Annotated in this window: 10 protein-coding genes and 1 pseudogene; 5 read left to right on the plus strand and 6 right to left on the minus strand. The window is 43.9% G+C overall.

All coding sequences use genetic code 11. The annotated features are described in order from the left end of the window. From Q0393_RS08550 to Q0393_RS08570, 5 genes and pseudogenes are all read right to left on the minus strand, one after another. Window positions 1–311: pseudogene (locus Q0393_RS08550) on the minus strand (hypothetical protein); the annotation flags it as partial. Window positions 312–470: 159 nt separating this feature from the next. Further along, window positions 471–881 (minus strand): Rrf2 family transcriptional regulator, encoded by a 411-nt coding sequence (locus tag Q0393_RS08555; protein WP_298979476.1) that lies wholly within the window; start codon window positions 879–881, stop codon window positions 471–473. 80 nt (window positions 882–961) lie between these two features. Further along, window positions 962–1,597 carry an NAD(P)-dependent oxidoreductase gene (locus Q0393_RS08560; protein ID WP_298979478.1) on the minus strand — a complete coding sequence of 212 codons (636 nt, stop codon included), beginning with the start codon at window positions 1,595–1,597 and terminating at the stop codon, window positions 962–964. 133 nt (window positions 1,598–1,730) lie between these two features. Further along, window positions 1,731–2,105 (minus strand): cupin domain-containing protein, encoded by a 375-nt coding sequence (locus Q0393_RS08565; RefSeq protein WP_298979479.1) that lies wholly within the window; start codon window positions 2,103–2,105, stop codon window positions 1,731–1,733. A 271-nt stretch (window positions 2,106–2,376) separates the two neighbouring features. Further along, window positions 2,377–3,207, minus strand: coding sequence for an HNH endonuclease (locus Q0393_RS08570; protein ID WP_298979481.1), 831 nt, complete (start codon window positions 3,205–3,207; stop codon window positions 2,377–2,379). A gap of 382 nt (window positions 3,208–3,589) precedes the next feature. On the opposite strand from Q0393_RS08570, the gene Q0393_RS08575 reads away from it, so the two are divergent. The 5 genes from Q0393_RS08575 (at window position 3,590) to Q0393_RS08595 (ending at window position 7,784) form a co-directional block, all read left to right on the plus strand. Then, entirely contained in the window at window positions 3,590–4,591 is a 1,002-nt protein-coding gene (locus Q0393_RS08575) for a cation diffusion facilitator family transporter (protein ID WP_298979483.1), read from the plus strand. A gap of 695 nt (window positions 4,592–5,286) precedes the next feature. Beyond that, window positions 5,287–5,841, plus strand: coding sequence for a hypothetical protein (locus tag Q0393_RS08580; protein ID WP_298979484.1), 555 nt, complete (start codon window positions 5,287–5,289; stop codon window positions 5,839–5,841). Between the two features lie 428 nt (window positions 5,842–6,269). Continuing rightward, entirely contained in the window at window positions 6,270–6,626 is a 357-nt protein-coding gene (locus Q0393_RS08585) for a hypothetical protein (protein ID WP_298979485.1), read from the plus strand. A 157-nt stretch (window positions 6,627–6,783) separates the two neighbouring features. Beyond that, on the plus strand, window positions 6,784–7,167 hold the full coding sequence (locus tag Q0393_RS08590; protein ID WP_298979487.1) for a transporter: 384 nt from the start codon (window positions 6,784–6,786) through the stop codon (window positions 7,165–7,167). 62 nt (window positions 7,168–7,229) lie between these two features. Continuing rightward, entirely contained in the window at window positions 7,230–7,784 is a 555-nt protein-coding gene (locus tag Q0393_RS08595; RefSeq protein ID WP_298979489.1) for a hypothetical protein, read from the plus strand. Between the two features lie 3 nt (window positions 7,785–7,787). Here the strand turns inward: Q0393_RS08595 and ribD are convergent, their stop codons facing one another. Then, a complete protein-coding gene (gene ribD, locus Q0393_RS08600) occupies window positions 7,788–8,945 on the minus strand; it encodes a bifunctional diaminohydroxyphosphoribosylaminopyrimidine deaminase/5-amino-6-(5-phosphoribosylamino)uracil reductase RibD (protein WP_298979491.1) in 1,158 nt (385 codons plus the stop codon). Between the last annotated feature and the right edge of the window lie 490 nt (window positions 8,946–9,435).

The following is a 9,435-nucleotide window of genomic DNA, read 5'->3' on the forward strand; positions in this document are numbered from 1 at the left end:
ATAAATTTTAAAATTTTATCAGTTTGCTTGCTTTTTAAAAGCCTTTTTAGCTCTACGTCAATGGCGGGTTCTTTGAATATGTTTTTCGGGTTTGAATTATAATCTATATCCCAATGTCTAAATGCAAAACTTTGCATCTCCGCTTCGCTTACATACTTATCAAGCCCCGCTTCTTTAGTAGCATCAGAGCCTATCGTAATAGTGTAGTGAGATTGAGATTTATGAAGTCCTACTCTTCCGCTTATGAATAGATACAAAATAAGGCAAGCAAAAACTGCGATGAATTGCAATATAGCTTTTAAATATTTCAAAATTTCCCCTTAGAATTAATTAGGAGGATTATATCTCAAATCAAATTAAATCGAAATTTTACATGGCGGGCGGGTAAACTTTTATATAAATTTAGCCCGCAAGCCTTGAAATTCGAGCAAATTTAGAAGATAAATGCGTGTTTAGAATTTTAATTAGCTTTATTCTAGATCGTTCAAAAGATCCGCCAAGCTCACGCCGGATAGGGATTTTTCAAAATCATTCTGAATGCGAGCAAATCGCGGCGCGAGTACCGCCTCGATCTTACCGCCCACAGGGCAGGCGCTAGGCGAGCCTTTGTGCAGGCGAAACATCGCGTCCTCCTCGCTCACCGCCTCGTAAATGTCTAAAAGCGTGATGAGCCGCGCGTCGCGAGCCGGCGTGATGCCGCCCACGCCCGCGGTCGTGAACACCAAGGCTGCGTTTTTCAGCTGCGAGATCAGCTTGCGCGCGATGGCGGGGTTTATCCCCGAGCTTGCGGCGACGAAATCGCCCGTGACCTTCTCCTCGCGAAAATACGCAACGCAAAGCATGATGTGAACCGCGAGTGAAAATTTGATACCTACTTGCATAACCGGCCTTGATTTAAATTTAAAACCGCACGTTGGTTTCGTGCGGCATTATTTTAGCTAAATTACGCAAAATTTTAAACTCACGCCCTCTCGCCGACTGCGGTAAAGCGTTTTTGCACAAAATTTCTATTTTTTAGCTCGTCAATGATCGCGATCGCAAGATCGGCGTAGCTGATGTAGCTCTCGTTTTGCGAGTTTAGTATGACGTGATCGTTACCGAGCACGTATTTGCCGGTGCGAGCGCCATCTGCGTCGTAGTCTCCCGCAGGCGAGACGTAGGTCCAAAGCACGTCAGATTTGGTTTTTAGCTCAAAAAACGACTCCGCAGCCGCCCTTGCCACGCCCATATATTCAGGCGGGAAGCCCGGCGTATCCATAGCCATAGTGCCTTTGTCGTCCACAAGCAGCGTACCGGCGCCGCCTACGATGATCAGCCTCGTGCCGCTACCGCTTAGCAAATTTGCAAGATGAACTGCTACCTTTTTGTATAGAGGAAAGGTCGCGTCAGTAAAGGCGCCAAATGCGCTGATAACCGCGTCAAAGCCCGCTAGATCGGGCCTTGCTAGCTCAAAAATATCTTTGTAGACGACCTTTACATCGCTATTCTTATACTCTTTGTTTCGCACGATCGCCGTGACGTCGTAGCCTTGTTTTAGAGCCTCTTTTACTAAATTTACGCCTGTTTTGCCGTTTGCACCTATGATTGCTATTTTCATTGTTTTTCCTTTAAATTTGATTTGTTTGATCGCACATCCGCTGCGGTTAATGCGCTCGCACATTTGGCGCCGTATGCCGCACCGCGCAGTTTAAAATTTACACCCGCATTTTTCCGCGCCCGTCTTGCGAAATTTACAGCCAGCTCGGCTTTACATCGTCGTTTATCACGCCGTCGCCGTTAGTGTACTGCTCCAGGCTGCCGCGTTTAGTCTGGATACAGATAAATTTCATCCCTTGCGCGCCCGCTTTGAAACATCTTTTGCCTGCCGGATCGATACGGATCGCATCGTCCTCGCCCACCGCCTTTTCCTCGCCGTCGATGAAAAGCGTGCCGCCGCCTTTTAGCACCAAATAAAGCTCCTCATTTTGCTTGTGCGAATGCACGAACGGCACGCTCGCGTTTGCTGGAAGTTCGTTGATAGAAAGCTCACAGCCGCTTAAATTTAGAGCGTCTTTCAGTTCGACTCTCGGCTCATTTTTCGTTGAAACGACCTTGTAGTTTGACATCTTTTTCTCCTTAGATTTTTGTTGTAATATTATAACTTACAACTGATGAGCGAAGTATAGTAAAATTTTGTTGTAATGTCAAGAATTACAGCAAAAAATTTGACGCGAATTTTAAAATCCGCGCGATTTTAAACAAAGGAATTTTATGCAAAATAGCGCATTTAAGGCGTTTGCAATCGCCCTTGATGACGTGCCGAGGCTGATAGAGGAGTTTATAGCAAGTTAAAGATTCAAAAATATATTAATACTAAAAATATAACCTTGAATAGTTTTAATTATTTCTTTTATGTACAATTACTTGTTTTACTTTAGATATATCAATATTAGGCTCTCTGTGGACTATTCTATGACAATTAGAGCAAAGTAAAATTATATCTTCTACCGTAGAATTATGTTCTGACAATAAAGTACTAATAGGAACCTTATGATGGCCTTCTATAAAATCTTCACCCAAAAATCCATAAGTTTCAAAAAAATCAAACCCACAACATTCACAGAAAAGTCTTCCATTATTCTCTTGTTTAAATTTAGACTTAGCATCTTGGATTAATTTGATATTTCTTTCTCTTTTTTTGTGAATAACTATTTTTTCTGCTCCTTCACTATATCTTTTGTTGTACTCTATATCAATTTCCGCCCCAAGAAGCTCTATAATTTCCCGACCCACTAAAATAGATTTAAGTTCATCACTACATCTTGTCAGGTACCCTCCCTGCTTAATCATAAATTTACCATTTCTTTTTTGCATAAATGTTTCTTGTTTCGACTCTTTTATTTTGCAAAGTGCTTCTTGATTGCTAGGCTCAGAAAGGACTTTATCAATAGAGATATGCTTATCGAAAGCTATAAAATTATCTAAAACAACCTCGTAATAATCATAGCCATCTATTTCAATCTTTTTAGCACAAGAAATAGCCATAGAATATCCAATAAGTTCATTTTTGTCTTGATCTATGTGAAAAATAATATCTAATGGTTTCACTTGTAGCATATTTTTGTATACACTACGCCCTCCTGCATCTACTGTAGGGCTCAATAAAAGCTTTGTAAATTCGCTTTCTATTCTTTTGCTTGGGTAGGTTTTTTCAATCCATGTTGACATAGCAAATCCTTCATTATAAATTTAAAAATTATACAATTCTAGCATATTTATTATTCATAACAAGATTTTCTACATTTCAATATAAATTTTATCAAAATTACTCTTGACAGTTAAACAAACATTCATATATAATCTTGGCAAAAAAGATATTTAATCAAAATGAAACACGGTAAAAAAACATACTTAAAAGAAAATGTTCCGTTATATATAAGGACATTACTGCTACAATACGCCTCCCTGCGCCAGCCAAGCGCACTAGAAAGCCCTCCAAATCCAGAAAAAGCCTACAGAGTTATTTATTGTTTGTTTTACAATGAATACACCAAAAATATGTCCTTTTCAAGCACTCACTACGTAAATGAATCAAAATTAAGGAAAAATAATGTTAAAAACTCATAATTATAGAAACCATATAGGACACAATTACGAACTTGGTAAGCATAGTCACAAAGAGCATTCGCACACGTCAAACAAGGTCGTTTTGAGAAATTCCTTCCTTATAATATCCGCTTTTATGCTGATCGAGGTTGCGGGCGGTTTCGCGACGAACTCGCTCGCCCTGCTCTCAGACGCCGGACACATGCTATCAGACGCCGCGGCGCTCGGGCTTTCGCTGTTTGCATTTAAATTCGGCGAACGCAAAGGTAATATGCAAAAGACCTTCGGCTACAGGCGGATCGAAATTTTAGCCGCGACGATAAATGCTCTCGCTCTCGTTGCGATCGCCGTTTTGATCGTCATCGAGGCAGCGCGGCGCCTGCAAAACCCGCCCGAAGTAGCCACCGCGGGCATGCTCGCTATCAGCACGCTGGGTCTTGCCGTAAACATCGTCGTGGCGCTTTACATGCTACGTGGCAGCGACGTGAGAGAAAACGTCAATATGCGCGGCGCCTATGCGCACGTACTCGGCGACGCCCTGGGCTCGGTGGGCGCGATTACGGCGGCACTGCTGATGATGTGCTTTGGCTGGGGCTGGGCGGACGCGGCGGCTAGCGTGCTCGTGGCCACGCTCATCGTAAAAAGCGGCTGGGGCGTGCTAAAAGACAGCCTAAACATCCTGATGGAGGGCTCGCCAAAGGGCGTGAGCCTGGACGGGCTCGTCGCGCAGATCAGGGGCGTGGACGGCGTGCTTTCGGTGCACGACCTGCACGTCTGGAGCATCACGAGCGGCGCAAACGCGCTCACGGCACATATCGTGGTTAGCGGCGAGCTAAGCGTACGCGAAGCGGAGCAGATCTTGCGCGAAATATCGCACGAAATGGAGCATCTGGGCATCACGCACACGACGCTGCAGCTTGAAAGTAGCGACAACGAATGCGCTGACGAGCTAATCTGCGAAGTAAGATCAAACGATGCGGGCGGGCATTTGGGGCATAGTCATTAAAATTTAGATTTAAAATTCCGCTCGGTTTGAAATTTAAAATTTGGCTCGGTTTTTAAATTTAAAATTTGCCCGCGCCGCGAGATTTCGGAATTTTAGAATTTTGAGGTTTCAAATTTTAAAATTTTGCGCTCGTTATGAAATTTTAAATCCCTACGCGTGGTGAAATTTTAAAATTTCGCCCCGCGGACGCCATTTCAAAATCAGGTGCCGCACGCGCAAAATAGTAGAATTTTACGCAGCGGGTCGCCGCATCATTCAAAACGGCATCTATACGCGTTTGTAAAATTTTAAATTTAACGGAAACGGCAGGCTAGCAAATGCAGCGAAATTTATCGGACGCACGGAATGGTTTTAATTTAGTCAAACGCCCCCGTTTAAATTTCGCCCGTCTGCGCTAAATTTCATAGGCATGAATTACCCGCACGGCGCGACGGAATTTTAAGCACGTAATTCTAATTTTAAAATTTTAATTGCGGGATTTTTTTGTAGAATTCTTGCAACAAAATTTTTACTTCGGAATTCTGCTGCGGAATTCTTGTTATCAAATTCCGTCGCGAAATTCTAGTCCAAATTTTAACTGCAAAATCAGAATTCCACACGTTTCAAATACCGCGAGTAAGCAAAATTTTATCTAAATTTTATAGCGAGGAAAGCAGGAATTTTATATAATCCGGGAAATCTAAAGGAGATGGCTCGTGAACCAAGACAAAAGCCCCATACGGATAATTTTCATCTCGCTTTTGATCTCTTATGCAAGCTTCGGCGTTGCGGGGTTTATGCTTTTTACTATTTTAAACGAGCTTGGGATCGAAATCGATTTTGCCTCCACCCCACGCTCGCCTATTTTTGCCTACTTTCTTACGTTTGCGCAAAAGCTCTTGCCCGCTTTTTTATTCGGCGGATATTTCGCATTTAAGATAATTAGATACAAAATTCTAGGCATAGATTGCAAGCTGGATTTTATGTTTTTTATAACATTTTGCGCCTGCTTTGCGTCAATGATCGTGATAGGCTCTTTGTGCTTGATATTTGGATTATTGCTTTTACGGTACGAGCTTTACTTTTTCGGCGGCACATTTTTATTGTCTGTGTGCCTAACATACGCGCTATTTAAACGTTCTGGTTTTATGCTAAGCGGGCTTTTGAAAAATCTAGGCGCGAGCTTTAACGTAGATTTTAAGCTCCGCGTCATCGTAACGATACTGCTCGCGCTCATAGCCTGCTTCATGCTTTATTGCAAGCTCGCATAAAAGTAGCAGTGAAAATTGCGTCTACACCCGACGTGATTCGCGCCTCTAAATTTTAAAATTCCGTGCCGCAAATTGAGCTGTAAATCGAGCTGCAAATTTAAACTACTCTCAAAATTTACCTAAATTTCACTCATTATTTTCCTGCCGATTTGAGCCTGTTAAAAGCAAATTTGACGTATAATCTCGCGAAATTCCAGGGAGCCAAGGTGCGCAAAAACATAAAATACCTAATTTACAAGTTTCTTTTAGGCAATGTCTTTTTGGCAGTTTTTTTGATTTCATTTTACGTTGCTTCATTGCACCTCTCAAAACTTTTAAATGTTAATATAATAGACCTTTTGAAGGGGTATTTTTTATTCCCGGGCGATATTCGTCTGCCTTTTACGACGGTAATTCTTGAGCTATTTTCCTTCTATATCAGTAGCAGTTTGAGCGATTTTTATGTCAAAGGCATCGATCGCAAGCTCAATGTTATATTTTTCATCGCATTTGCGACGATAGGAATTTTAGCCCTTACCGCCATCATTCTTATCGCGACATTTGGTTTTATGATATATGGTATGGATTTAGATAAAAAACTAATGGCAATTTTATCCGCCGCGGCATTATTCATGGGCATCTGCTCAACGGTATATTTATTTCGCAAAAGCGATTACGAGCTCGGTAAATTTTTACAGATCATCAGCCGAAAAAGAAGCGGTGAGATCGATAAAAAGTTATTCCCTATCTTGCTGCTTATTATATCTGCAACTTGGTTGGGTCTTATCTTTTTTGCATCCAGATAAAGCCAAGCGCCCCGTTTAAATTTCGTCCGTCTGCGCTAAATTAATAGGCGTATATCGTTCGCGCAGCGCGACGGAATTTTAAACGCGGAATACTTTTACATCAAAATTTAAACCTACGCATTATAATTGCAGGAATTAAAAAGGACGGCAATTAGATATGAAACGACATATATTAATCGCGATTTTGGGCTTACTTTGCGCCTTTATAGATATTAATTACATAGGTTTTCTTATCGCATTAAATTTAATAGTAGTCTTAGTTTGCGCCGCTTTTCCTTTTATGAAAAAGAACTATATATTTTTTCTACTGCTTATCGTAAATTTAGCTTTGTATTTTAACGCTATCGATACCCCTTTTGAAAAGCCCGAGCTTTGGACTTATAGCATACCTACGCTGGCAAATGCGACATATGTATTAGTAGCGCTAGTTTATGCTTCGGGATTTGTCGCTTTTGTCCCGCTTGCGGCATATATCTGTTTTTTATACTCGCTTTGCGTTGTTGCTTGCGGCATACGTGAAAAATTCCAAAGCTTACGCTAAATTTTCGATCAAAATTTTAAGCCGCTATTGCGTATAATTTCGCAGAATTTTAAGGATTGCGTATGAAAATATATTTCTACAAATTGCTTTTAGGCATCTTACTGACGGGCATATTCTCGTTCTCGCTCGGCTTTACTTTATCTCACGTAAGCATCATATCGAATGCGGTTTTTGGCGCATCGCTATTGCCTTACGCTTCCTTGGGCGCCGAGATCGTAAAAGCTATCCTAACGATAATTTCAGCATTTTATATTGCTGATAAAATTATCGACTTTCGCATTTTAGGCATCGATTGCAAGCTAAATTTTATATTTTTCATCGCCTTTGCGACGATAGGCGTAATTATCGTTAGTCTGCTATCTTTATTTATGATCATCGGCATAATGATATTAAATAAATCGGAAATTGCATTTGCAGCGATGTGTCTATCTCTCGGGCCGATTTGGACCGCTTGGTTATTTCATATCAGCAGATACAGGCTCGGGGCTTTCTTGCAAAATTGCAGCCCAACGACAAAATCTACGGCAAGAAAATACAACATAGACAAGGCGCTATTGGTCATTATAATAATAATAGCGCTGCTGATTCTTATACCGATAATAGCGAAGCTTTTGTGATTTTTATTTTAAAATTTTAAACCAGCCGTAGAATTCGTTCGCTTCTAGGTGCGGATCGCCTGCGCTGGAGATGAAAAGCGGCTGTAGAGCGGCATTTGCTTTGAAATTTCCCGCGTTCCTCATCTGTGCGCTGTAAAAAATAAGCGCGTGGCTCGCAAACTGCGCAAACTCGTCAAACGAGCTCGCCCCCGCCTCTATCATCGTGATTTTCGCGTCCGCGGGCAGCGACTGCGAGACCTCTACCTTGCGCCCTGCGACGCCGAAAAGTGGAATGCTTTCATCAAAATCCAAAAGCGCGCGGTGCGAGTATATCCAAACATCGGGCGCGCGCGGCTTTAGATTTTGCGGCGCAACGCGCGCGTCTAACGCCAGCATATCGGCACTGCCCACCAAAGCGCTAATTTCATCAAATTTAGCCGCACGCACGTCCAGCATCGGCCTGTCGACGCGCACGGTCTGCCCGCCCACGCCCACGTAGTCGCACACGCCGCGCAGCTCGTGTACGAACGCGCGCTGCTTTTCGCTGCCGATCCGCCCATGCACCGCGCCATTTAGCGTGGCGTTGATTTTGATGAAGCAAAAGCCGCTCTCGCGTGCCAAATAAAATGGCTCCGCAAGTTCCGCCGCCGCGGCACGGCAAACGTCAAATTTCACCTCTATGCCCCCGCGGCGTAAAATTTCCGCGCCGCCCGCAGCCTGCGCGTTCGTATCGCGCGCACCGATTACCACGCGCGATAGTCCAAGCTCCGCCAAAAGCTCGGCACAAGACGGGGTCCTGCCGCGGTGCGCGCAGGGCTCGAGCGTGACGTAGGCGCAAGCGCCGCGCAAAAGCCCGCCGTGGCGCTTTAAGATAAAATCATGGGTGAAGCTCGGCTGCAAGAGCGCGCTTTTTAGAGCCTCAGTATTTTGAAATTTAACGCCGAATTTGCGGGCGTATTCGCGAGCGAAATCCTGCGCGAAATTTGCGTCCAGATCGCACAGCGCGGCGAAAACGGCGTTTGCCTCGGCGTGTAAAAAGCCCGCCTTTTTGTGCGCGCCTATGCCAAGAACCCTGCCGCCCCTATCCAGAAGCACGCAGCCCACGGCGGGGTTGGGTAGCGTCAGAGCCTGATAGCGCCACGCAGCCCGCAGCGCCAAATCCATATAAAATTCGTCGTTCATAAAATATCCAAAATTTAAATTGTCCCGCTCCGCCGCGATCGCTTAGCCGAATTGCGACTAGTCGGCAACCTCGTCTGCCCGCAACGGATTACGCCTCGGACGAAACCCGCTTGCCCGCCTACGCTCGCCCCTGCCGTACTGATTCGCCGACTCACGTTCCAAATACATTTGCCGCTACAAGCCTCGCTTTAAGCGCCAAATTTACCAGAGTGCAAGCCGCGCGCCGTATGTGTAGGAGCAAGATTCCGCGCGGGAACGAAACTGAGAAATCTTACCACAGGTTTTAGAATTTTATCCTAAATCGTAAATTTCGCGGCGTCCGTTTCGCGCGCCAAAATTTTCACCTATCGTGCAAACGAGCGTCTACCGATAGCGCGCGCAAACGCTAATTTTGCGAAGTAAAATTTTAATGAAGCGCTGGGGACAAAAACTGCAATCGGGCGCGAATATGAAATTTCAAAAGTCGCGGCTTGATTTCAGCTCAAATTCA

Origin of the sequence: uncultured Campylobacter sp. (genome assembly GCF_938015785.1) — a bacterium.
Classification (GTDB): domain Bacteria; phylum Campylobacterota; class Campylobacteria; order Campylobacterales; family Campylobacteraceae; genus Campylobacter_B.